The sequence below is a fragment of the Prochlorococcus sp. MIT2304 genome, from assembly GCF_059772405.1.
This window is the reverse complement of record NZ_CM186286.1, coordinates 368,404-391,103: the sequence shown is the minus strand read 5'-3', so window position 1 is coordinate 391,103 and position 22,700 is coordinate 368,404. Positions and strand designations below refer to the sequence as shown.

The window sequence follows — 22,700 nt, the reverse complement described above, 5'->3', positions numbered from 1 at the left end:
TATTTATTTAATTTTTAAAATTAAAATAAATATATTAAAATTATTATGATTAGAAAAACTAGGATAATTAAAATTGCAAATTTTTTAATGTATTGCTGAAATTCGTACAACCAATCATTTTCCATTTTGTCACTACATTTATTTTATTGTATACCTTATCCATCAAATAGTGATTTAATCTAGGTACATTGAAGATTATTTATCCCGATTGACGTAATTCCTCTCTATCATTGATCTAAATTTCTTAATTAGATGAAGGTTAGAGATTGGGAGGGAGTTGCACTAATTATTGGTGCAGGTGACATTGGTAGATCTGTTTTTGATTATTTGTCGACAGTAGCTCCAAAGCTTGATGTTTTTATATGTGGTCGAAATCTAAATAATAATAAAAATGCTATTTATTTAGATTTGGAGAATGACAGTTCATTCAATTCTTTTCAAAAACAAGTTGAGATTTTTAATAAGCCCCTTCGACTTGTTATTAATACAAGTGGTTTTCTTCACTCAAACTATATAAAACCTGAAAAAAGACTATCACATATAAATCGCTCTAATATTATTAAGAATTTTTCAGTTAATGCAATTGCTCCTATCTTAATTGCCAAAAGTATTGAAAAATTTATAAGAAAAGACTGTCCTTTCTCTTTTGCAAGTTTAAGCGCAAGAGTTGGTAGTATTGGAGATAATAGGCTAGGTGGTTGGTATTCGTACAGAGCTTCTAAGGCTGCTCAAAATCAATTTTTGAAAACCCTGAGTATTGAATGGCGTCGAAAATATCCACTTGCAATTGTATCAATATTGCATCCAGGTACTTGTGATACTAAATTATCAAAACCATTTCAAACTGGTGTACCAAAGGAAAAGCTTTTTACTCCCTCTCAATCTTGTGAATATTTGATTAATGTTATTGCTGATCAAGAACCATCAGATTCTGGTAAGTTTCTGGCGTGGGACGGGAGTATTATTTCTTGGTAGAGATTAGTTTAATTTAATTAATATTCTAGTTAAATACAATTTATATGTTTTTGTCATAATTATTTTTTATAGTCTTATTATGTTAAAAGGTATACTCTAGATCATGAACAAACATATTGTCTCAATAGGTGGTGGGGGTTTTGGGAGAGGTAATTCATCTTACTTAATTGAAAAATATATCCTTAATCTTTCAGAAAAAAATTGCCCAAAAATCTGTTTTTTACCAACTGCAACTGGAGACGATGATTCATATATTGTCCGCTTTTATTCGATTTTTACACAATTAAACTGTATACCATCTCATCTTGAATTTTTTAAAAGAACTATTGATATACGTAATCATATTTTAAATCAGGATGTCGTCTTTGTTGGTGGTGGAAATACAAAAAGTATGCTTGCTGTCTGGAATGATTGGGGTATGAGTTCATTACTTAACTATGCATACAATGAAGGGGTAATAATGAGCGGAGTAAGTGCAGGTGCAATATGTTGGTTTACTAATGGAATTACAGATTCATGGGATAATGAATTAAAGACTTTGCCTTGTTTAGATTTTGTTAAAGGCACATGCTGTCCTCATTACGATGAAGAACCTGAACGCATTCCCTATGTAAAAAAAATATTACATGATGAAAAAATAAGTAATTGTATTGCTATAGAAGGTGGTTCCGCAATACATTTTATTGATGGAAAGCCTTTTAAAAATATAAGTTTTAAAAATGATAAAAATACATACAATGTATTCCTTAAAAATAAAGAGATAGTTGAGACTCCTTTCGAGAAAATTCAATTGTAAATAATTTTGTAATCATTTACAATCGTTTTTGTCATTAAGAAATCGTCTAAAATCTAAAAGTCGTTTATTTAGTATTATCAAAAATGTTTTTATTCTTATTATCATTCTCTGAAATGGGCCTTACCTTACCACTCATAATTCTATTAATAATATTTGGTGGTTTCTTTCTTATTAGCTTTTTCATAACAAGTCCTAATATGGATACCAAAGGTTTATTAAGAGTTCTATATTCAAAACCTATTAGGAAGGAGGATGGATCAGTTGAGTATCCAGAAAGCAGAAATAATATATTTTAAATATATCAGTATTTTTTATCAATCTTATAGTTATTTTTTTCTAAAGGTTTAGATTAAATAAAGACTCTTTAATAACAATTTGTTGTACTTTCAGGAACTATTTTTGTGAATATCAGAAATTGCTATAGCCTCATAGGACTAAGAAGAGTAACGTCGTATAAGAACTATTCATGTGATTAAAAAAATTGGAAAAAAGTCTGCTTACTAAATGCGAGATGAACCCAAAAAAATATAACAAAATTTCTTTCCTTCCCTCTGGGCTTAATGGGAAAGCATTAGAAATTTCACTTGAAGATATTCCATCGAGAAAAGATGTTAGAGGGGCCATCCCCAAGCATTGCTTTACTCGTCAGACGAATAGATCTCTTTTTTATCTTTCAAGGACGATAGGGATTCAGATATTTGTAGTTTTGCTTGGACTTTCAATTCCTCTTACTAAAGAAATGACTCCTATTTGGATTTTATATGCAATCCTGTCTGGAACAACATCTATGGGCCTGTGGGTCTTAGCTCATGAATGTGGACATGGTGCTTTTTCAGATAATCGTAGATTAGAAACACTTGTCGGATATTGCCTTCATTCTTTTTTACTTGTCCCTTACTTTTCATGGCAAAGATCACACGCAGTTCACCATGCGTTTACTAATCACATAACAGATGGGGAGACGCATGTTCCTGTTGTCATCTCCGGGGATGGTAAATCTGAAAAAAAGGGTGGTGAAAATGAAATGGAATCATCATTATTCCTTGGGAAAATTCTGTATGGCTTTAATCAACTATTCCTTCACTTGATTCTTGGATGGCCAGCGTACTTACTTTTTGGCAAAACAGGTGGACCTAAATATGGTACGAGCAATCATTTCTGGCCAGCTGCCCCGTTCTCTAAAAAACTATGGCCATCCATCTGGGCCAAAAAGGTATGGATCTCAGATTGGGGAATTGTTTTTATGTTGCTGTTATTAACTTCTTGGACTCTTTATTTTGGAATAAATTCAATGATTGTTCTTTACCTAGGGCCTCTAATCGTTGTTAATATTTGGCTGGTTATTTATACATGGCTTCACCACACAGACACCGATGTTCCACATCTGGGTTCAAGTCAATTTTCGTACATGAGAGGAGCATTCTTATCTATAGATAGACCATATGGACGAATTTTAGATTTTCTGCATCACTCAATAGGTTCTACTCATGCTATTCATCATATTGAACCAACCATACCTCACTATCATGCAAGACTTGCAACGAGAATTTTGAAAGAGAAATTTCCAAAAGTATATCTCTACAATCCGACCCCCATTCATAAGTCTCTTTGGCATATAGCAACAAACTGTGTTGCCGTAAAGAAGGAAACAGCAATCGATAGATATGTTTGGAAACAGCCCAATCACTCAGAATCCTAATTTTCAAATTTATAATATTATTTTTAATTTAATTACCTTCTCTTATTTAATTTATATATATTTGGATAAAATAACTATTTATTAGCTACATATAAACTTAAAAAAATGTCAAAAAAAGATTATGAAGGTTTCCTATACAAAATTGATCAACTAAATCAGTTTGTTAAAATAATTAAAAATTCTCCAGATAAATATGAATTAATTATTAGATGTCAAACACATGAAGATGTCGTGGAACTTGCCAAACAATTGGGATATGAAATTGGAAAAAGATGGGGGGAATAATAAGCTTCACATCGAATCCATGAAAGTGCACCTATAGGCCACCACCATTACAGCTCCATACCTTTGAAGGTTTTCCTTGTGTATTCTTTCCGTCGATTCGAAATGTCTTTGTTATGCATTCATTTTGTGACTCAGCCCACGTTGAAAGCGGTTCCAAATCAATAGAAATTTCGTTAACTGATTTTGATAGAGAAAAAACTGAGATTGAAGTGAATAAAAGAGATAAGGTGCTTAGACCTCCACAAATCAAGTATTTGTTATTTTCGATTAATTCTTTTAGCATTTCTAGAGGTGATTAATTACTTTAAATATTAGTTATGATTTATAGATTTATCAGAATAAGTTAACCTTTGAGAATATTAGAACTTATTCAATTTTTATTTTTTTGTAAAAGGTTAGCTTCTATAATTTCTTATTAAGGAAATTAATTCTTTTTTTCAATAAAATCTAAAATCTTTTTTAATCTGTCTGTGTTTTCAAAGTTAGGACTTGCTGTAAGAAAAATCACTAAAACTATCATTAGTAACCCTACGCTGGATACACCTAGTAATAGTTGTTGAAAAGGATCTAAGGATTCTAGCATCTATCTTGTTTTAAACTTATGGAACTTTTATCAATGATAATCTATCAAATGACTTAATATCATTTAGGAAAACTAATGTTTGAGTTCTTAGATAATTTTTTACTTTTTTTTAGTATCATTAGGCCATCTTGCCTTTAGATTAAGTGGATTTTTTAGATTTATTTCTATAGGTTTTCCTTGAGCTAATGATATCAAAGCTTTAAAAGCCCACCCACCCATAATTAATACTGCTGAGATTAAAAATAAATAACTTATATTAGTAAGCATAAATCAAAAAAATTTTGTCTATATTATAATTTTATTTGCTAGTTTAACAGAATGTTAATCTAAATTATAAACATGCGCTTATCTTTTTAATACATTCTAATTTCTATGATATATTTCAAATTTAATTTATTTATTACCTTATATACTAGAAAGAATGAGATCCTTTGCCTAGAGAACATTCTGACTAGTTATAAATACTTATCGCATGTGTCTTGAATAATGTTCTATTTTTCTATAGCCTTTATATTATTTTTTTTATAACTTTTATTGATTTTTGTACGTTTTGGTATGAATATATATATGCAATAGATTTTTTTGATGATCAACAGTACCTATTTATATTCTATTTTAACCTTATCAGTATTTATCATTATATTTTATTTTATTTTTAATTATAGACCTGGTAAAAGCGAAATAAACAATAAAATCCTTTTAAAGAAATTGTTAGAAGGTTTAGATATGGAATTGCCTGAGGAATTAAAATCATTAGACAACTCACCTAATGATGCTCAAAAATATCGTAATTTCTAATCACACATAACAAATGCCAGATTTAAACTTTGATGACACTGAAACCTCAGGTATATGGTGGTCTACTAATGTTTCTATTAGAGATTTATGCTTAGAGCTTAAGGATGATACAAGTTGTGATGATAATGAGATAGTAGAGTTACTGAGAACGATTGCAAATTCGATTGAGATTGATGGTTTATAGTTTTACTTTAACCAAAAAATCTTACGAAATTATTTATCCCATTGCAACTTCCATTGAGAAGATTTCCATTGCCTTGTCCATGAATTTCGTGCTTTATTCTGTTCTTCAAGTTTTCTTTTAAGCCAGTCCTTTAGAGAAGTTGGCATAATATTTAAATCAGTCTGAATCAGCTTAAGTTTTTTCATATCAGCTCCATAACCAGTTCTTTCAATCCAATCAGCCATAACACCTATGTCGTTTTCAAGTAACTTCATAGCTTGTCTGGGAATCATTACATAATTCGTTTGAAGTCCTTCTGCAGCAACAAGCTTTTGGAGAGTCATTGCCATTTCTAGTCCTGTTAGCTCCTCTCCTGCAATATTGATAGATTGATTCTTGTATTTCTCAGGCTTTGATAATACACCTCTTACCCATTTACCTACATCTTCAACAGCAATTGTCTGCCACTTAAAATCCTTTTTAACGATTCCTGGGAATATCTTTTTAGAAATAGTGTATCCAGGCAATTTGTTTTCAAAATTTTCAAAATAACTAACTGGCCTTAAGACTGTAGTAATTTCATTAAGATCGCATTTTTCTATATATTCTTCGATATCCCATTTACTCGTAAAATGTCCTGGCGCAGGATCATTTTTTAAAGGATCTTTTGCCTTGCTAATTGAGCTGAATATGAAATGATTTAGTTGTCCTTTTTTATAAGCAACTTTAACTTGATTAATCAAGTTAAAGCCTTGTTCCATTTCATAAGACCTTACAATACTTCCCCTGAATACTTTCCATCCTTTTGTAGGAGTCGTATTTCCAAAAATTGCGTCAACTCCATCAAAAGCTCTACTCAAGCTTTCAGGATCCATTAAATCCCCTTTGACTAGTTCTACGTTTGGAAGTCTCCCTAGCTCTAAAGCATTCTCACTTTTTATATTTCTTGTTATGGCACGAATTTGATATTTATTTGATTTGCTTAATTCTTTTACAACTCCAATACCTTGCCTACTTGTTGCCATAGTTACTGCTATGACTGGTGATCTTCTTGCACTTACATCAACATTTGACTCTTGTTCAAGCACGGTCTAAAAGTTATTAATAAGGAATGTAAAGCATAGGTGAATTTATGTAAAGTTGTAGATTCTTCTGGGTTTGATAATCTTCTGTCCTAGTCGATGAGTCCTCTTTAACTCGATTAGAAGTTTCTTCATTTTAACTGTTTGAACTTTTCGTGAAGGAATGTTTTATTTACTTTTTTAGTTTTAAAGTATTGGCTATGAATTTGTTAGTACTTAGTTTGATCACTATGGCAAATGAGGTTCTTCAGGAAATTGATCGACAAAAAATCATCTTTGATGTTGTCGACGGCATCCCCCTATCAGGCGATGAATCCGATGAAATCAGATGCTTCTATTCTCAAATTGAATCTGATAATATAATGCTTGAATATTCAGCCGAGGAGCTAGGTTTTAATAATGTTTTGTTTGAGTACCAAAGTCAAGGCTAAGATTTTATTATAGTTATAAACAAAATAATTTTAATCTAGGCCTTGGAATAATTCTTTATGGACGGCAAAAGTATGGTAAAGACAAGTACCGTTTTCTGGTGATAATCTTTCTCCGTCTTTGTCCCATGCAAGTGAACAGATAAGATCTCCATCCCATTTTACTTTATGCTCATTAATTGCTTTAGACCAAACTCTCACCTCACTAAAGTGTTCAGGCATAAATTTACCAATCTTTCTACAGATTTCGCACAGCACTGATAATATGGGAGGCTTGGAATCTAATTTAAGTTCTTTTGTTAGCGACGGTTGTGTAAATACTCCAACATACCTTATATGATCAATGATTCTTTGTTCATTATTATTTAATCTAGCTTTTCTACAAGCTTCTTCAAATTCTTCCACAGGCGTTATTGGACGTTTATGTTTAATCACTTAGACATTTTGAAATTATATTTATTATCTTATATTATGAATGTATGTTTTTGTTATTAATATTATATTCAATAATTTATAGATCATTATTAATATTTTAGTCTTTGTTATTCCATTTTTATCCTCAAATATTCCAATTATTCCTGTTGCGATGGTTTAATTACATAGAAAATTTTTAATTTACAGATCTACTTCATGATTCTCTTCATAAAGCCAGTCATAGCTTACTTTAGTTAGAGCTAAATGTTACAAAGTAAAATATCAATGGTCATATCCCCTGATGACTGGTATTTATATTGGGTCTTACTAAAGAACATGCTTCCTTTAACCTTTGCTGGACTACTAAGTACACCAGCTCCTACCGCACCAATCATAGGTATCGCTTTTATGGCCTTGTTTGGAATCATGGCTGTCGTAGTTGGCCCTAATTACGAGGGTTTTAACGATCCAAACACATCTAAATAACTAGATTATCTAGTCTGAATCAAGTGGGTTGATATGCTTTGCGTGTTTACCCACTATTTTTGTGCTCATCTAGATATAAATAATTATTGAATGTGGCTTTCAACAATTATTTTTATTCTTGTGTTGTCGATTAATTAATGATTTTGTATAGAATATTTTAAGCACTTTAAACAATCGTTTCTAATTAATGTATAAAATTTTCTATTTTATATTATTTAATTCAAAACCAGTAACTAATTAATTTATTTATTGCATTTTCTGCTATTTATAACTTGCTTTATTTAACTTACATGGGTAATTTATTGATTGCTGGTCTTACTAGTACACCAGCGCCAACAGCAGTTTTAGTTGGAGTCGCATCAATTGCATTATTTGCTATTGTTGGTCTAATGGTTGGACCTGACTATGATGGAATGAATGCTCCTGAGGTAAAAAAATAAATACTTAAATATATCTTTGAAAATTAATATTAACTAAGAAAAATATCAAATTATTTTTCTTAGTTATATATTAAATTGATGTTTTATTTTATAAATTAAATTTTTATAGTTAATTTTATCTGATGTATTTATTTTTATAACTTGATTATAATGAATATAGCTTTTTAAATTTAAATAAAACAAATTCCAAGCTCTACAAAATCTTTTCATAATTTCATCTTGAGATCTACCTCTATTTGATTTATCTCTTCTCAATCTTCTTTTTAAACAGATTGCTTTGTCTTCTTTACAAAGAATATTTACAGTATGACTATAATTTAAATCAAGTCTGTGAGCAAATATTCCCTCCAATATTAAAATTTGATTATCACCTTTATTACTAATTTTTTTTATTGAATGACTTGATTGTTTTTTAATAAAGTCATATTGGAAGCATTTAATTTCACTACTTCTCATATAAATAGCTTCTATAGTTTTTTTTAATTCATTTTTCTTGATACTCAAAGGTCTATCATAAATATCAAATAGAAATTTAGACAAAAAACGGATTAATATATTATCTCTATAATAAGAGTCTGTTTTTATTAGTATTGAATTATCAAATAGTTTTGATAATTTATTGCTTAAAAAAGACTTTCCAGAGCCTGAAGGACCTGTTATTACAATTGTTTTCACTATTTATTCAATTCGTCATTTTTTAAAGTCTAACAATAAATCTTAATTTCATATAATGTATTATAAAATTTTATTGTAATTAAGTTCTTCTTTAGTCCAGCTTCTATTATTAAATCTATTTTCAATAAATCTTAAAACTAGTATTATCAAAGGTATATGAATTAGTCCACCAATTACAACTGTAACTTGGTTATACGGCATAATCTTTTTATCTATCTTCTATTAATATACATTATTAATCTTTTGTTATCCTGATATGTATCTTTTAGTCATACAAATCTTTATTACACTAGGTATAAACTACATCAATACTGATAACTCCTTTTCGAAAAACCAATTTATTTGACCATTTTTAAGTTTAACCACTAGGCCAAATTGATTCCCATCTACCATTTTATAACCAACTAATTCTACTGTAGGCTCCTTTTTAATTAATGCTAAAATGTTCTGCGGTAAACGATCCTTGACTTCGTTTATTTCAATTCTTAGTATTTGACCTTTTTGAAGAGTTGAGGAATCTTTTATCATAATTAATCATTTATACCTAATTAATCAAGAGAATAATGCAATTATCCAATAATTGACAGCGATAACTGTTTATCTATTCCACTATATTTTATGTACTCCTGAAATTCAGATGAATTAAAGGCTTTTTGTGCAGCGGCCTTAGATTCAAATTCGACAATCACTCCTAATTGTCCACCATCCCATTCATTTAGATCTGAATTTTGGTTTACATCTTTAGCAATTATTGTTCCACCAACTGATCTAAGCCATGGAACTACGGTTTTAACGTATTCGATAAACTGTGCAGTGCTTTCAATTTTGGCCTGTTTTAACCAGTAACCTTTAGCGCCCATCTCTTACTTCCTTTATATTTTATTTAGATTCTCTCACAATTTTCTCCATTTTTGAAGGCATTTGAAAATTATTTATTGTTTTTAGTTAAAGAAAATATTTACTAAAGTTAAATGTTTTAATTATAAATTTCAGGCTTTAGCAAATTAGATATCTTTTGATAACTTAATTACTAATTAATAAATCACTTATTTAATAGTTATTGGTTCAATTGATTCTAGTTTAGACTTTAATTGCATTGCTAGATGTTGGCGTCCAACTGCTAATACTTTAAGTGTGTCTTCGTGCATTCTTAGTTGTGCATCAGCCACCTGCATTCCTTTGACAAGCTCTTGTACATCTTTAGGTAGGTTATTTAGATCATACTTTTTATCCTCAAAGGTAAGTATTGCTTCTTTTTCATTTGAGGGTAGATTTGTCATTTATTTAGTATTAGTTATTAATAATATAACATTAAATATATTATTAATAAGTCTCTATAAACTGTTTATCGCAAAATTCTTTATATCTTCCTTGTTTCTTGATTAAATCAAAATGATTACCTACTTCACAAACTCTACCCTTTTCAATTACTACTATTTTATTTGCTTTTTGTATCGTGGATAATCTATGCGCAATCACAAGTACAGTTCGATTACTCATAGCTTGTTGAAGTCCTTTTTGAACTGATTCCTCTGCTTCTGCATCTAGTGCACTTGTTGCTTCGTCAAGCAATAAAATTGTGGGATCGCCCAGTAATGCTCTTGCTATTGATATTCTCTGCAATTGACCTCCTGATAGATTGCTACCTCTTTCCTCAATATGTGTTTCGTAGCCATTGGGAAGTCTTTCAATAAAGTTATGTGCATTGGCAATTTTTGCAGCATTAATAATATCTTTTCTGGTAGTTGTTCTCCCAAATCTTATAGCTTCAGCTATTGTACCTGAAAAAATAAATGTTTTTTGTGGGACTATAGCAATCAATTTTCTCAAGTAGTCAGTGTTGATTTCATTTAATTTATAGTCATCAATAAATATTGAACCATTGCTTGGCTCAATGAATTTTAATATCAAAGAAAAAATTGTGCTTTTCCCTGCACCTGAAGGGCCAACCAAAGCCGTTATTTGACCGCAATCTAACTCTAAATTTATATCGTTTAATACATTATTTTTATCAATATATGAGAAGAATACATTTTTAAATGATAATTTACCAGTTATATCGTTTGGTCTAATACCCTTATCTGATGAAGATAATTCTAATGGGTTGGTCGTTATTTCATTTAATCTTCTTAGTGAGGCTTGACCTTGCTTTAACTCATTGTAGTTGACTGTTATGTGACTTATTGGATCTATTAGCATTATTAATGCTGTAAAATAGCTTCCAAATTCTTCATTAGAAATTTCTCCACTTTGTATTCTATAAGTTCCGATTGTAAGTATGCTCAAAATACCAATTATTTCAATTAAACCAACTATTGGGTGCTGAAGTGCAACGAGAGTAAGCATTTTATATTTAGCCTCTTTGTGTAAATTAACTTGTTTATCAAAATCTTTTTGCAACCATTCTTCAACTGCAAAAGCTTTAACCATTGGCAGACCTTGAATTGCTTCTGACAGCAAAGCAGCTAAAGAACTTATTTTCTTTTGGCTTTTCTCAGAAGCTTTTAATACTCTTCCTCCAAAATCGCTTACCAATAATGCAATCAAGGGAGCTAAAATAATAGTTGAAAGTGATAAATTCCAATCAATAAATATCATATAACCAAATACTGCTAATAATTGAAATGCAGATGGTGTAGTATCTTGAATTGTTTTGTAAATAACCTCACCAACACGATCAACATCCTCAGTAAGTCTGTAGGCGATATCTCCAGATGAGAGTTTTTCTATAAAAAGAATATTTGTTCTCTGAAGTTTTTTAAAAAGTGTCGTTCTTAGATCTTGACTTAGTGATAATGCTGGTTTAGCGAGAAGACTATCTTGGAGATATTGAGCTGTTTTTTGAATGATAAAAATAATTAATGCTTGTATTATTACAATTAAAACTTGCTTTGTATTCCCTTGACCGATAGCCGGTATTAACTTACCTGATAGCCATGCAAGAATAGGCCAGCAAAGAACATATACAAGCATGCTAATACCACCAAGTATTAATACCTGAATATGTTCTTTAAGTCTCCTTAAGAGGTAGTTAAGATCTATTTTGATTTTTTGGTTCATTACATCAAAATATCAATATTTAATTTAAAAGCACGTAAATGAAACTGGATCAATACCTAAAATTTATTGGGATCGTTCAGACTGGAGGAGAAGCGAAAATGGTTATTAGATCAGGGAGAATAAGCGTTAATGGCATAGTAGAGAATAGAAGAGGACGAAAATTGATTGATGGTGATCAAATTATTTTTGCTAATGAAACATACATAGTTCCAAATTCTGATCCTCTAGGCCGTAAGTTGGCAAGAAGCGAAAAATGAGGAGCTTGCAGAGTGCGTAAACCGGTCATTGCAGGGAATTGGAAGATGAACATGACATGTGCTGAGGCTATTGAGTACATGCGTGTGTTTATTCCATTACTGAAAGACATACCAAAGAAAGATAGGGAAGTTGTTATCGCACCTCCTTTTACAGCTCTCTACCCCTTGTCTGAGCTTATTAAAGACAAAAGCGAATATGTTTCATTATCTAGTCAAAATGTTCACTGGGAGGACAGTGGAGCCTACACAGCTGAGGTCTCCCCTCTAATGCTTAATGAACTTTCTGTTAAATGTGCAATTGTTGGACATAGTGAGCCTAGAAAATATTTTAGTGAAAGTGATGAACAGATAAATAAGAGAGCTCAATCAGCACAAGATCATCAATTAATTCCCATTGTTTGTGTTGGAGAAACTTTTCAACAAAGAGAGCTTGGTGAAGCTGAAAGGGTCATTAAAAGACAAATTGATCAGGGCCTTGAAGGGATAGATGTAAAAAGGTTAATAGTTGCTTATGAGCCAATATGGGCAATTGGAACTGGTAAAACTTGTGAATCCCAAGAAGCTAATAGGATTTGTTCACTCATTCGTAAATGGATTGGTTTCGAAGATGTCATTATTCAATATGGGGGATCAGTTAAATCAAATAACATTGATGAAATAATGTCTATGTCAGACATTGATGGTGTATTAGTTGGTGGTGCTTCTTTAGATCCTTCAAATTTTGCAAGAATTGCTAACTACGAATCAATTTAATAAATTCATGCCTAAACATGGGGAAAGAGAAACCCATTTAATGGCAATAGTAAATATCACTGAAGATTCATTTAGTGATGGAGGTCTTTATATCGATTTACCAGCTGCAATAAATCATTCATCTTTATGTGTTAAACAAGGTGCACAAATTTTAGATATTGGGGCACAGAGCACGCGACCTGGTGCATCTGAGGTTGGAGCCGAAATTGAGATTAAAAGATTGGTTCCATTAATAAAAGAATTAAAATTATTACATCCGCAATTTCCTATTTCTGTCGATACATTTCACCATTCAGTTGCAAAAAAAGTATTAGAAGCTGGAGCCGATTGGATTAATGATATCAGTGGTGGACGTCATGATCCTGAAATATTTAACGTTATTGCTGATAAAGGTTGCCCATATGTATTGACTCATAGTCGTGGTAATAGCAAGACAATGGATTCATTAGCTACATATTCAAACGTTGTTGATGATGTGAAAAATGAATTATTAAATCAAATCGATTTAGCAGTATCAAAAGGTATAAAAAATAAACAAATTATTATTGATCCCGGATTAGGTTTTGCGAAGAATGTAGATCAAAACTTAACTTTGCTTAAAAATATAGATCAATTTGTTTCTATGAAATATCCAGTATTAATAGGAGCTTCCAGAAAAAGATTTATTGGGTCAGTTATTAATGAACCTGAGGCTACTAAAAGAATATTTGGAACCTCTGCAGTTGCTTCTCGATGCGTGATTGCTGGAGTTGATATTTTAAGAGTTCATGATATTAAAGAAATTTCTCAGGTTATAAAAATGACAAAATCAATAATTTAATACTAAATTAATCCTCTGCTGTAACTCCTTCTATACGATCTTCTACTTCTTGATAAAGTTCTTTTAATTGTTCAATATTTTCATCTGATGTTTCCCAATATCCTCGACCATTAACCTCTAATAATGTACCAACTATTCTTCTGAAACTATGTGGATTCAATTCCATTAATCTTTTTCTCATCTCTGGATCGTTTATAAAAGTTTCGTTTGACTCTTCATATACGAAATTATCAACTTGGCCACTAGTTGCACTCCAACCTAATGTGTAGTTAAGTCTATTAGATACCTCTCTCACCCCTTCATATCCAGACTTGAGCATACCTTCGTACCATTTTGGGTTAAGTAATTTTGTTCTAGAGTCTAGTCTAATTGTTTCACTTAATGATCTAACCTGAGCATTTGCAGTAGTTGTGTCAGCTATATAACTACTTGGTGCTTTACCGTCATCTCTTAGGTTTTTGATTAAATTTGTTGGATCAGAATCAAAGTAATGACTTACATCAGTTAGTGATATTTCTGACGAATCAAGATTTTGGAATGTGACATCTGCAGTTTTCATAACAGATTCAAAAACATCTCTGTTCTGATTCATTTCACCTGGATTATCTGCATTGAAAGCATAAGTCTTCCTTGAAAGGTACATTTCTTGTAACTCATTTTCTTCTTCCCAAGTCGAATTCTCTACTGCCAAATTGACATTGGAGCTGTAACTTCCACTCGCATTTGAAAAAACTCTGCTTGCTGATTCTCTAATGCTTTTCCCTTCCTTTTCTGCTTGCTCGATTGTATGTTTCCTTACAAAATTTTGATCAAGTGGTTCATCTGCCTCTGCAGCCATTTTTACTGCTTGATCAATTAATGCCATTTGATTAATAAACAAATCCCTAAATACACCAGAACAGTTAACAACTACATCGATTCTTGGTCTTCCTAATTCCTCTAGAGAGAGAAGCTCTAATTTATTCACTCTACCCACTGAGTCTGGCTTTGGCTTTACACCTACAAACCAAAGTATCTGAGCTAATGATTCTCCATAAGTTTTAATGTTATCAGTACCCCAAAGAACGCAGGCAATAGTTTCAGGCCATGCGCCTTGCTCCTCTTTTTGCCTTTCTATAAGCTTGTCAACGACTCCTTTAGCTGATGCAACTGCGGCAACAGTTGGAATAGACTGTGGATCTAATGCATGAATATTTTTACCACTTGGTAATACTCCAGGATTTCTAATAGGATCTCCTCCTGGGCCAGGAATCACATAATCTCCGTCGAGAGCTTTTAAAAGGCTCTCCATTTCTTTATCAGCACATATTTGTTCTAAACAAAATCTCAGATAGTCAAATAATTTATCAAGTGAACTTGCATTTACATTCTCAAAACCTGCTTTCTTTGCTGAAGCTTGCCATGGTGATGGGATTGAGAAACCAATACCTCTTAAGAACTCAACAATTAGTGTCCAAATACTCTTCTTCATATTTACTCTCCCATCTCTTCCAGTCAGAGACTTAACCATTGAACCAACTGCCTCTCTTGATGTTTCTGTAATTAATTTATTAAGTTCAACATCCTCTAATTTGCCCTTGTTATTACCCTCATAGACCTCTTCAATTGTTTTTCCTTTTGATTCAGCTAACAAACCTGGTAAGGATCTGATTCCATCATCTTCTCTTTCTATGGATGCAATACTTACTAGGGTTGCAATCGCTTCCTCAGCAGTGGCAGGTTTTCCAATAGTGTGTAAGCCGCAAGGTAACAATCGACTTTCTATTTCCATTAATTGCTTGTAAACATTTCCAACTACCAAATCTCTTTCATCAATTTCTAATTCAGAAGCATCTTTTTCAGGTAGTTTTACATCTTCATCAAGATTACATTTTTTTGATGTTTCAACGATTGCGTTAACTATTTGAATTCCTCTTCCACTTTCTCGTAATTGCTGATAAGAACCAACTAACTCTCCAAGTTCTTTTAGACCTTTGTACAGTCCAGCATTTTCAGCTGGGGGAGTTAAATAACTAATTGTTGAAGCGTAACCTCTTCTTTTTGCGATTGTTGCTTCCGAGGGGTTATTTGCTGCGTAGTAGTAAAGATTAGGCAGACCTCCAATTAATGAATCTGGGTAACAAGTCTCACTCATCCCCATTTGTTTACCGGGCATGAATTCCAGAGATCCATGAGTTCCAAAATGAAGGACAGCATCAGCTTTCCAGACTTTTTCTAAATAAGTGTAATAGGCTGCAAAACCATGATGAGGACTCGCACTTCTGGAATAGAGCAATCTCATAGGATCACCTTCATATCCAAAAGTAGGCTGTACTCCAACAAAAACATTCCCAAATTCTTTTCCGTAGATAAGAAGATTTTGTCCATCACTATTTAAATTTCCTGGCGGTTTTCCCCAGTTATCTTCAAGGCGCTCAGAATATGGAGTTAATTTTTCATATTCTTTTACGCTCATTCGATGAGCTATTGATAGCTCAGGGGATCCTTGTAATGCCTCAGGATCATTTATCAATGACTCCATTAGTTCTTTTGGATTCTTGGGTAAATCTTTTATGTAATAGCCTTTTTCCTTCATCTCTTCTAAAACTCTATGAATAGAGCCAAAGACATCTAAATAAGCAGCGGTTCCAACATTTCCTTTATCAGGTGGAAAACTAAAGACAGTAATAGCTAATTTCTTCTGATCTCGTTTTTTAATTCTTAATGATGACCATCTAATAGCCCTTTCAGCTATTGCGTCTACTCTGTCCTGAAGTGTATGAGCTTTGCCAGTTGCATCATCTCTACCAGATAAGACTATTGGCTCGATAGCACCATCCAATTCAGGAATAGCAATCTGAAGTGCAACTTGAACTGGATGAAGACCTAAATCACTACCTTCCCACTCCTGCGTCGTTTGGAAAACGAGTGGAAGTGCAACCATATAAGGTCTGTTGAGTTTCTTTAATGCTTCTACTGCTTTTGGATGATCCTGTCTTGCAGGCCCCCCTACAAGTGCAAAACCGGTAAGAGAAACAACACCATCTACTATTGGTTGGTCTGGTTTTATTGGGTCGTAATAAAATTCGTTAACCGGCTTTGAAAAATCTAAACCACCACAAAAAATAGGTATGACTGTTGCTCCTCGATACTCCAGTTCTTGTATTACTGCAACGTAGTGCGCGTCATCTCCAGTAACAATATGACTTCTTTGTAGCACAAGACCAATTACTGGGCCTTCTTTTGCCTTATTTGATAAATCATCTCTTGATGCTATCCAATTTAAATATTCTTTTTTATCTTCAAACATGCTTGGAGCTAAAGGATGCCAAATTCCCAAATCTGGAAAAACCTCTGGTTCTGCAACTTTAATTTGTTCTTGTTCTATAGTTAATTCTGGAAATACATATTTATCTCCAAGCATTAGGAGGAAGTTCCTTAGATTGTCTGGGGTACCTCCTAACCAGTATTGAAAACTAAGCATAAAACTTCGAGCATCTTGAGCTTTGTCAACCGGTAGATACTTCAGAATTGATGGAAGAGTATTTAGAAGCTTTAACATTGAATCTTGAAAACCAGCCCCGCCTGCTTCTTTCCTCTTCTTCATAAAATCCCCAATGATGCTTTTGCTTTGACCTAACTGAGCCATTGAGAAAGTGCCCAATTTATTCAATCGCATAACCTCTGGCATGGATGGAAATACCACCGCTGCTTTTAGATTTTCCTTATGAGGTTCAACTGCTTCAACAACTTTTTGAGCCAAATCTTCAATAAAAATCAATGAAGCTACGAATAAATCTGCTTTTTCAATATCTTTTTTAAAGCTTTCATAATTATCTGTATTTCTAAGTTCTTCAATTAAATACCCATTTAGTTCTATTCCAATAGGACCATTTTGCTCGTTTAATGAGTTCGCAGCCTGTGTAAGGGCATTTTGATATTGAGGCTCAAGAACCACATAAACAGCCTTCATCACTGCTTTATGGCTGTGATTCTCAACAGGTGAAACTCTGCGATTGGCTGAGCGAACCTGTGTAAACATCTTTTCTGCTATCGGAATTCGACCAAGCCTAGTGTTCAGTGGCCCTTTAGTGTGTTATTTAGTTAATGCGTGTTACAAGCGATATCAAATATGATTGTAAAAAAAAAATCCAATGAGTTCTGCTAATCAATCAATACCAGTTTTAGTCGCAGGAGCTTTAGGTCGAATGGGATCTGAAGTTATTAAGGCAATTAATTCATCCAATGATTATCAACTTGTTGGAGCAATTGATACTCAAAAGGATAAAGAAGGTCAAGACATAGGCTCATTAATAGGTTTGGGCCCATTAGATGTTTTCCTTTCATGCGATTTAGAAGGCTCTTTATGTGCTGCAAGTCAAAACTTTCCAAACGATAATTCACATAAAGCCCCTGTTTTAGTTGATTTCACTCATCCAAAAGTTGCTTATAAGCACACCCGTACATCCATTGCTTACGGAGTCCATCCTGTAATTGGTACTACAGGAATAACACCAGATCAATTAGATGATCTTTCCAGATTTGCAGAAAAAGCATCTCTTGGTTCAGCAATTGTTCCAAACTTCTCAGTTGGTATGGTTTTACTTCAACAAGCAGCAGCAGCGGCTGCTCGTTTTTATGAGTTCGCTGAACTTACCGAAATGCATCACAACAAAAAAGCTGATGCTCCAAGCGGTACCTGTATTAAAACAGCTGAATTGATGGAGGAGCAAAGATCAACATTTAACAAATCCTTTGTAAATGAAGAAGAATCTCTCGAAGGTTCTCGAGGCGGATCCCGACCTAGTGGTTTGAGACTTCACTCGGTTCGATTACCTGGACTCGTTGCACATCAACAAGTCATGTTTGGTTCCAATGGGGAGACTTATGAGTTGGCTCACAATACTATTGATCGATCTGCATACATGCCTGGAGTGCTTTTAGTAGTTAAAAAAATCAGATCATTCAATAAATTAGTTTATGGACTTGAGAAAATCCTTTAGTTATTAATACAAATGTTATTTCCAATTAAGCAAAATGAAATAAATAAATTGATACCCTCCGTAGCAACGGGTAAACAATTTAATTCAGCCTTGGGTAATCCCCAGAAAATTTTTCAACGGATTATGGTTTCCTCCATTGGAGGTGTAATTACTTTGCTCATAAGCCAAAGTCAAGTAACTAGTCAGTTTTACTCTTTATGGTTGGTCCTTGGTGTTGTCTTTCTTTTGTATATATTGTGGGGACCAATACTTGAAGCTAGTAGAAAAAATTCTAAGTTTAAAAGTTTCTCATTCTCAGCATTAGTTGATGGTTACATTTCTGATGTTTTTGTAGAAGATAGGGTCGAAATTGAACAAGAACAAGCAAATAAGGATGGTAGGTTAGAAGTGTTAAAGAAAAAAAGAAAATGGGTTGTTTTGGATATAGAGGATGAAGATGGATTTATAGGAAACATAAGTTTTCCATTACAAAATAAGTTCAATGTACTTACTAAAGGAATGAGAATTAACTGCGTAGTTTTTAGTAATAGAAAAGATTTCGATAGGATTCAAGCAATAAGCGATGCCTGGTGCCCAGATGTTAATTTATGGGTTGGTACTTATCCATATCTTCTCAGACCTGCATTTGAGGAATTTGTTAATTTGAGAATTTTCAACTAATTATAAATTCTAATAACTGATATAATAAAGTCTATGAATATAGCAATTGTAGGTTCCGGATTAACTGGATCATTAGCAGCAATATCTTTAGCAAATGCTGGCTGTAGAGTTGATCTTTATGAAAGATTGTCTGATGATGAACTTATAAACAGAGACAGAACATACGCAATCACACATTCTTCTAGAAAAATACTATTAAGTCTTGGACTATGGAGTCATATGAAATCTCATCTAGTCCCTTTTCAATATCTAAATGTTATAGATTATGAATTAAATAAAACAGTCCAATTTCTAGTTAATGATTTAGATATATGTAATCAAAAATATTCAGCTGTAGGCTGGATTGCAGAACACAAACATTTAATGTTATCGATATTAGAATTTATATCAAAAATTGATAATATTAATAAAATTCCTACATCTGTTATACCTAACACAAATAATTACGACTTAATTGTTGCAGCAGATGGATCAAATTCAGCAATTAAAAAAAAGTTGAAAACTCCATCATTTAATCTTAATTATGATCAAATTTGTATTACTTCAAAAGTTTTATTAAGAGGTGCTAAATCTAATGAAGCTTTTGAAATATTAAACTCTGAGGGCCCCTTTGCTATTCTACCACTTGGAGGAGATTTATTTCAAATCATATGCAGTCAATCAATAGCTAAAGGTAGACTTAATAAGAGTTTATCAAAATCATTATTTTTAGATTACATATCTACAATTCTTCCATATGGTATAGAGCCTGACACAATAATTGACGAACCAAGTTATTTTCCCATTAAATTTGTTTTTAACTACTCATTTTTCTCGGGTAAATATATTTATGTTGGAGAATCTGCTCACAAAGTTCACCCTGTAGGGGGTCAAGGGTTAAATCTATGTTGGAGAGATGTTAAGTGCCTTTCAGATATTGTTTCGATACCATTTTTAAAAAATAATTATACTATTATTCCCTTTTTATACTCTATCTCTAGGTTTCTTGATGTATTCTTAATTTCTATTTTGACAGATAGTTTATTGAGATATTCAAGAAGTAATGTTAATATTTTTTTTACGGCAAGGAAAATTATTTTCTTGATTTTAAGAAAATCTAGTTTAATCAGAAAGCAAGTACTTAATTTAATGACAAATGGATTATAATTGACTTCTTATAAAATGATTAATATTAATAATGAGATAAATCCAGCTTCTGAGGAGCTTTGCAACTTTATAATTGAAAAACTTGGGATAAGCAAGAGTGCATTAGAACTAGGACTGAAAAGATCCTCTATTAATAATGCTCCACTACCTATTGTTATGTGGAGTTATGGTTTGATAACGAAATCACAACTTAAATTGATACTTTTGTGGATAAACAGTAATTAGTACCTGATTATATTTTCAACAAGCAATTAAGAATCAAAGTTACTCCTACCTGTAAGTGCGCTATGTTCAATAAGAAAGTCATATCTAATCAAATCATATACTACTTTTCTAATCAATTTACATGTTGCATTTGCAGTTGCTTCTGTCGAAACTAAATTATTAAATTACAATAGTTAAAATATCTTTTTCAAATGAATTCATCCGGATCTTTAATCTACCTTAACCATACTCAAACTGATTCTTAGCACTCTAAACCTTAACTGTTAGATTATCAGCTGTTCTTATAGGAATAACTCCAACCTTTTATTGAAAAGCTAAAGCAGCTGCTGAAATAAATCATCTAGATTCTATGCCAGCTATAAAATCTGTTTTAATAGAAGATATTAGTTTTTGTAAAGGCAACATTAATTTATACCATATGTTTGGATGTTTAATATGGGGTTTATATCTATGAATACTATTCATTCTTTTAGAAAATCTTTTATTTCTTTTATCTATACTTTCAATTCGTCCAATATTTGGAATTATTGGTGTGCGATTTTTTAAACCTAACAACAAAGCTAGCCAATCAACAATCTCCTGTCATTATTTAAAGTATGAAGAAATCCAATTTAAATTCTACACACATCAATAATGCCTCAAAGCCAAAAGATAAAACTATCAGTGACCCTTTTTTTAATTGCGTGTTATCAAGCGATGCTTCAAGAAAAGTTGATTTTTTGATTTTGGCTATTGAGACACTTCAAATCAATGCAACTGATTCCCTTTTACTTAAGGCAAAAAATATTGGCTTGTCAGATGATTTCTCAAATAGAGTTGGGTTTTGGAAAATCAGATGCTCCAATCCTCTGAGGAATACATATACATATTCTTCTCTATCTTCTGAGCAAATTGATTCACTTGTTGAACTTATTTCTTCTATGGCAGAAAATCTCTACCCTCTTATTAGGCAATTACTTTCTTCAAAAGAGCCAATAACACTTAATCAAGAGCGTTGGTCTTTATTTAATTCACGTCTTAAGTCACTTATTCGTGAAAGGATGAATGTTAAACGTAGCTATATTGCTTCATTGTTAAGTGAAGATAAAAACGACCTTTTCCGAGAGTTATTAGTCATACTCTCATTGTCCTGTGGAAAAGGAGGAGCTACTCGTTTGAAAGCCTCTTTGTATTATCAATCATAGAACTTATTAATGATTAATTTATCTTATAGATTTGATCAAAACTCTTCATCTCTTAAAATTTCGGGTATGCCCGATGTATCAAATGGTGATTCAGAAAATACAATCGGAATTTTATCTTCATGGTCATTAAAAATCATAGGATCACCTTTACTTGAGGGAGAGAAGGAACATCTTGATAACTTAATGCAAGTAATATTTCTATATTCAAGATCCTATATCTCTGGTATTAGAAAAACATTTGTATCTAACAAAAAACTTATCACAATATCTCCCTTCGGTATAAGTCATAAATTACTACTTAAAAGTACAAAAGAAGGAGTGAATCCATTAGAGATTATTTTAGATGACTCTGAATTATCTGACCTAACAAGATGCTTGGATCTTTTAAGATATGATTCTAGATTTAGTATTCAATGGAATATTGATCAAGAATTGCCCTTTAGTAAAAAATATATACTTAATAATTTATCAAATTCCAATAAAAATTTTAACTTCTTATTTTCAATCCTTATATTTTTATTTTCTTGTTCTATACTAATATTTGTCCCAACAAATGATAAGTATGAGATAATTGAAGCAACTAAAAACTCTCAATCCTTATCCAATCAAAATGAGTAATACATTTACATTTTATTTCTAATTAACCTTTATTTTTCTTTATTTTCTTTCAAGAATAAATAAATTAAAGTTCTTATTTTAAATAATCATTACATTAATATTTTTGTTAATTCTAACTGATAAATATTCCATTGCATACAAATTTCACCGATATAATAAAAGTTAGCTAGA

Annotated in this window: 27 protein-coding genes; 17 read left to right on the top strand and 10 right to left on the bottom strand. The window is 32.0% G+C overall.

What is annotated here, in order from left to right; genetic code table 11:
* Window positions 1-252: 252 nt before the first annotated feature.
* The 4 genes from AC6EIY_RS02075 to AC6EIY_RS02060 all read left to right on the top strand — a co-directional run bounded on the left by AC6EIY_RS02075 (window position 253) and on the right by AC6EIY_RS02060 (window position 3,755).
* Complete coding sequence (locus AC6EIY_RS02075; RefSeq protein WP_498507319.1) at window positions 253-975, top strand: SDR family NAD(P)-dependent oxidoreductase; 723 nt, start codon at window positions 253-255, stop codon at window positions 973-975.
* Between the two features lie 103 nt (window positions 976-1,078).
* The gene (locus tag AC6EIY_RS02070; RefSeq protein WP_498507318.1) at window positions 1,079-1,771 is read left to right on the top strand and encodes a Type 1 glutamine amidotransferase-like domain-containing protein; all 693 of its coding nucleotides are present in this window, start codon (window positions 1,079-1,081) and stop codon (window positions 1,769-1,771) included.
* Window positions 1,772-2,282: 511 nt separating this feature from the next.
* Window positions 2,283-3,470: a fatty acid desaturase gene (locus AC6EIY_RS02065; protein WP_498507317.1), complete on the top strand. Its 1,188-nt coding sequence runs from the start codon at window positions 2,283-2,285 to the stop codon at window positions 3,468-3,470.
* Window positions 3,471-3,575: 105 nt separating this feature from the next.
* Window positions 3,576-3,755, top strand: a complete 180-nt coding sequence (locus AC6EIY_RS02060; protein ID WP_498507316.1) for a Nif11-like leader peptide family natural product precursor — start codon at window positions 3,576-3,578, stop codon at window positions 3,753-3,755.
* A gap of 31 nt (window positions 3,756-3,786) precedes the next feature.
* Here the strand turns inward: AC6EIY_RS02060 and AC6EIY_RS02055 are convergent, their stop codons facing one another.
* A complete protein-coding gene (locus AC6EIY_RS02055) occupies window positions 3,787-4,038 on the bottom strand; it encodes a hypothetical protein (RefSeq protein ID WP_498507315.1) in 252 nt (83 codons plus the stop codon).
* A gap of 399 nt (window positions 4,039-4,437) precedes the next feature.
* Complete coding sequence (locus AC6EIY_RS02050; RefSeq protein WP_498507314.1) at window positions 4,438-4,605, bottom strand: hypothetical protein; 168 nt, start codon at window positions 4,603-4,605, stop codon at window positions 4,438-4,440.
* A gap of 544 nt (window positions 4,606-5,149) precedes the next feature.
* Between AC6EIY_RS02050 and AC6EIY_RS02045 the strand changes: the two genes are divergently transcribed.
* Complete coding sequence (locus AC6EIY_RS02045; protein ID WP_498507313.1) at window positions 5,150-5,320, top strand: hypothetical protein; 171 nt, start codon at window positions 5,150-5,152, stop codon at window positions 5,318-5,320.
* Between the two features lie 29 nt (window positions 5,321-5,349).
* Here AC6EIY_RS02045 and AC6EIY_RS02040 read toward each other — a convergent pair whose 3' ends face one another.
* Complete coding sequence (locus AC6EIY_RS02040; RefSeq protein WP_498507312.1) at window positions 5,350-6,387, bottom strand: NmrA/HSCARG family protein; 1,038 nt, start codon at window positions 6,385-6,387, stop codon at window positions 5,350-5,352.
* 224 nt (window positions 6,388-6,611) lie between these two features.
* On the opposite strand from AC6EIY_RS02040, the gene AC6EIY_RS02035 reads away from it, so the two are divergent.
* Complete coding sequence (locus AC6EIY_RS02035; RefSeq protein WP_498507311.1) at window positions 6,612-6,812, top strand: hypothetical protein; 201 nt, start codon at window positions 6,612-6,614, stop codon at window positions 6,810-6,812.
* A gap of 30 nt (window positions 6,813-6,842) precedes the next feature.
* Here AC6EIY_RS02035 and AC6EIY_RS02030 read toward each other — a convergent pair whose 3' ends face one another.
* Entirely contained in the window at window positions 6,843-7,244 is a 402-nt protein-coding gene (locus AC6EIY_RS02030) for a hypothetical protein (protein ID WP_498507310.1), read from the bottom strand.
* Window positions 7,245-7,487: 243 nt separating this feature from the next.
* Here AC6EIY_RS02030 and AC6EIY_RS02025 point away from each other — a divergent pair, with 243 nt between their 5' ends.
* Window positions 7,488-7,709 carry a hypothetical protein gene (locus tag AC6EIY_RS02025; RefSeq protein ID WP_498507309.1) on the top strand — a complete coding sequence of 74 codons (222 nt, stop codon included), beginning with the start codon at window positions 7,488-7,490 and terminating at the stop codon, window positions 7,707-7,709.
* 290 nt (window positions 7,710-7,999) lie between these two features.
* Entirely contained in the window at window positions 8,000-8,149 is a 150-nt protein-coding gene (locus tag AC6EIY_RS02020; protein WP_269612944.1) for a hypothetical protein, read from the top strand.
* 63 nt (window positions 8,150-8,212) lie between these two features.
* Here AC6EIY_RS02020 and AC6EIY_RS02015 read toward each other — a convergent pair whose 3' ends face one another.
* The 5 genes from AC6EIY_RS02015 to AC6EIY_RS01995 all read right to left on the bottom strand — a co-directional run bounded on the left by AC6EIY_RS02015 (window position 8,213) and on the right by AC6EIY_RS01995 (window position 11,884).
* On the bottom strand, window positions 8,213-8,824 hold the full coding sequence (locus AC6EIY_RS02015; protein WP_498507308.1) for a uridine kinase family protein: 612 nt from the start codon (window positions 8,822-8,824) through the stop codon (window positions 8,213-8,215).
* A 300-nt stretch (window positions 8,825-9,124) separates the two neighbouring features.
* Entirely contained in the window at window positions 9,125-9,352 is a 228-nt protein-coding gene (locus tag AC6EIY_RS02010) for a DUF2862 domain-containing protein (protein ID WP_498507307.1), read from the bottom strand.
* Between the two features lie 41 nt (window positions 9,353-9,393).
* Entirely contained in the window at window positions 9,394-9,684 is a 291-nt protein-coding gene (locus tag AC6EIY_RS02005; protein WP_498507306.1) for a DUF1330 domain-containing protein, read from the bottom strand.
* 186 nt (window positions 9,685-9,870) lie between these two features.
* Complete coding sequence (locus AC6EIY_RS02000; protein ID WP_498507305.1) at window positions 9,871-10,104, bottom strand: DUF6447 family protein; 234 nt, start codon at window positions 10,102-10,104, stop codon at window positions 9,871-9,873.
* 43 nt (window positions 10,105-10,147) lie between these two features.
* A complete protein-coding gene (locus AC6EIY_RS01995) occupies window positions 10,148-11,884 on the bottom strand; it encodes an ABC transporter ATP-binding protein (RefSeq protein ID WP_498507304.1) in 1,737 nt (578 codons plus the stop codon).
* Window positions 11,885-11,922: 38 nt separating this feature from the next.
* Here AC6EIY_RS01995 and AC6EIY_RS01990 point away from each other — a divergent pair, with 38 nt between their 5' ends.
* From AC6EIY_RS01990 to folP, 3 genes are read left to right on the top strand one after another with little or no spacing between them, the layout of a single operon-like run.
* Window positions 11,923-12,141, top strand: coding sequence for an RNA-binding S4 domain-containing protein (locus AC6EIY_RS01990; RefSeq protein ID WP_498507303.1), 219 nt, complete (start codon window positions 11,923-11,925; stop codon window positions 12,139-12,141).
* A 12-nt stretch (window positions 12,142-12,153) separates the two neighbouring features.
* The gene (gene tpiA, locus AC6EIY_RS01985; protein WP_498507302.1) at window positions 12,154-12,894 is read left to right on the top strand and encodes a triose-phosphate isomerase; all 741 of its coding nucleotides are present in this window, start codon (window positions 12,154-12,156) and stop codon (window positions 12,892-12,894) included.
* Between the two features lie 40 nt (window positions 12,895-12,934).
* Complete coding sequence (gene folP / locus AC6EIY_RS01980; protein ID WP_498508140.1) at window positions 12,935-13,714, top strand: dihydropteroate synthase; 780 nt, start codon at window positions 12,935-12,937, stop codon at window positions 13,712-13,714.
* A gap of 7 nt (window positions 13,715-13,721) precedes the next feature.
* On the opposite strand, the gene AC6EIY_RS01975 is transcribed toward folP, so the two are convergent.
* Window positions 13,722-17,735 (bottom strand): magnesium chelatase subunit H, encoded by a 4,014-nt coding sequence (locus AC6EIY_RS01975; RefSeq protein ID WP_498507301.1) that lies wholly within the window; start codon window positions 17,733-17,735, stop codon window positions 13,722-13,724.
* Between the two features lie 112 nt (window positions 17,736-17,847).
* Here AC6EIY_RS01975 and dapB point away from each other — a divergent pair, with 112 nt between their 5' ends.
* The 6 genes from dapB (at window position 17,848) to AC6EIY_RS01945 (ending at window position 22,529) form a co-directional block, all read left to right on the top strand.
* Window positions 17,848-18,696: a 4-hydroxy-tetrahydrodipicolinate reductase gene (gene dapB / locus AC6EIY_RS01970; RefSeq protein WP_498507300.1), complete on the top strand. Its 849-nt coding sequence runs from the start codon at window positions 17,848-17,850 to the stop codon at window positions 18,694-18,696.
* Between the two features lie 12 nt (window positions 18,697-18,708).
* On the top strand, window positions 18,709-19,356 hold the full coding sequence (locus AC6EIY_RS01965; RefSeq protein ID WP_498507298.1) for a DUF8619 family protein: 648 nt from the start codon (window positions 18,709-18,711) through the stop codon (window positions 19,354-19,356).
* Between the two features lie 33 nt (window positions 19,357-19,389).
* Window positions 19,390-20,502 carry an FAD-dependent monooxygenase gene (locus AC6EIY_RS01960; RefSeq protein ID WP_498507297.1) on the top strand — a complete coding sequence of 371 codons (1,113 nt, stop codon included), beginning with the start codon at window positions 19,390-19,392 and terminating at the stop codon, window positions 20,500-20,502.
* Window positions 20,503-20,517: 15 nt separating this feature from the next.
* On the top strand, window positions 20,518-20,727 hold the full coding sequence (locus tag AC6EIY_RS01955; RefSeq protein ID WP_498507296.1) for a DUF2949 domain-containing protein: 210 nt from the start codon (window positions 20,518-20,520) through the stop codon (window positions 20,725-20,727).
* A gap of 596 nt (window positions 20,728-21,323) precedes the next feature.
* Window positions 21,324-21,911, top strand: a complete 588-nt coding sequence (locus tag AC6EIY_RS01950) for a DUF3038 domain-containing protein (protein WP_498507295.1) — start codon at window positions 21,324-21,326, stop codon at window positions 21,909-21,911.
* Between the two features lie 9 nt (window positions 21,912-21,920).
* Window positions 21,921-22,529: a DUF4335 domain-containing protein gene (locus AC6EIY_RS01945; RefSeq protein ID WP_498507294.1), complete on the top strand. Its 609-nt coding sequence runs from the start codon at window positions 21,921-21,923 to the stop codon at window positions 22,527-22,529.
* Window positions 22,530-22,700: the final 171 nt, after the last annotated feature.